Here is a 1,035-nt window from a genome sequence, read left to right on the forward strand (position 1 = left end):
GTATCCGCTGCGACTCGGCCAGCCTTTGCAGCTCCAGCCATAAAGCCGCCAGTGGCCGCCGCTGTTGCTGCTTGAGCGCCGGACGAGCTACCGCCCTGCCCTTCGCTTGAACCTTGGTCGTCTGATGTTCCAGCGTCTGAGCTGGCTCTTTCGGTGTTTCCCTTGTCACTACTGCTGGAAGATTCACCGCCACCGGATGACTCGCCCCCGCTTGCTTGAGAGCTGCCAGAAGATTCACCGCCATCAAAGCCCGCCGCTTGAGCGAATGGGGTATCACCTGTGCTTTCTTCGGATTGCATTTCACTGCCGTCACTGCCGCCGCCTGAGAATGCGGACATAATGTCGCTACCGTTTGCCACGTTTTCGTTAGCTTTATTGAATGCGGCCATGAGAGCTTCCGCCCCGCCTGCCATGTTTGACGCCCCTGCTGCCATAGCAGCGCCGGCAGTAGCCGCTGCCGCCGCTGCCATCCCAGCCGCCCCAAGTGCATCGCCTGCGCCGAATGAGCCAATGCCTGCCCCGCCAACACTTGCGCCGGTAATCACGCCCGCGAGCATTTGAGGAACTTTGGTCACTAGCATGAGAAGGATCACCGCGACAATGAGCATGACGCCCATTTCTTTCAGGCTGATTCCCTCGCTCATGGAGTTGTAATAGTCATCCAGGAAGGTTTTGCCGATGCCAATTAACAGCACCATTGCCATAAGCTGGGCGGCAACACCTAGCACGGTTTTGTAGTAGTTAATCGCCATGTCTGAGGTCCAACGTGAGCCACCAAAGCCCAGGAAGAACACTCCACCGTAAGCAAGTACCCAACCAGCGGTGAGCAACAACAACATGTTGATGCCGATTAACGCCATGATGACGAGAATAATTAGAGCCATGATAATGCCGGCGAATGAATCAACCAGCGACCAGACCGAGGATTGATCCAGTACGCGGTCGAAAATTTCAAAGCCCACGTCTACTACTCCAGACGGTGACAGGCCGGAACCTAGCCCTGTCGCGTTACCGGCAATCTGGCGCAATGAGTCG

Annotated in this window: 1 protein-coding gene; it reads right to left on the minus strand. The window is 56.6% G+C overall.

All coding sequences use genetic code 11. The features are described 5' to 3' along the window. Positions 1–1,028: P-type conjugative transfer protein TrbL (gene trbL / locus ACMUMJ_RS15575; protein ID WP_527195824.1), on the minus strand; the 1,028-nt coding region annotated here is incomplete at its 3' end. Positions 1,029–1,035: the final 7 nt, after the last annotated feature.

This window comes from Marinomonas phycocola (genome assembly GCF_047525455.1).
In the GTDB taxonomy this organism is placed as follows: Bacteria; Pseudomonadota; Gammaproteobacteria; order Pseudomonadales; family Marinomonadaceae; genus Marinomonas.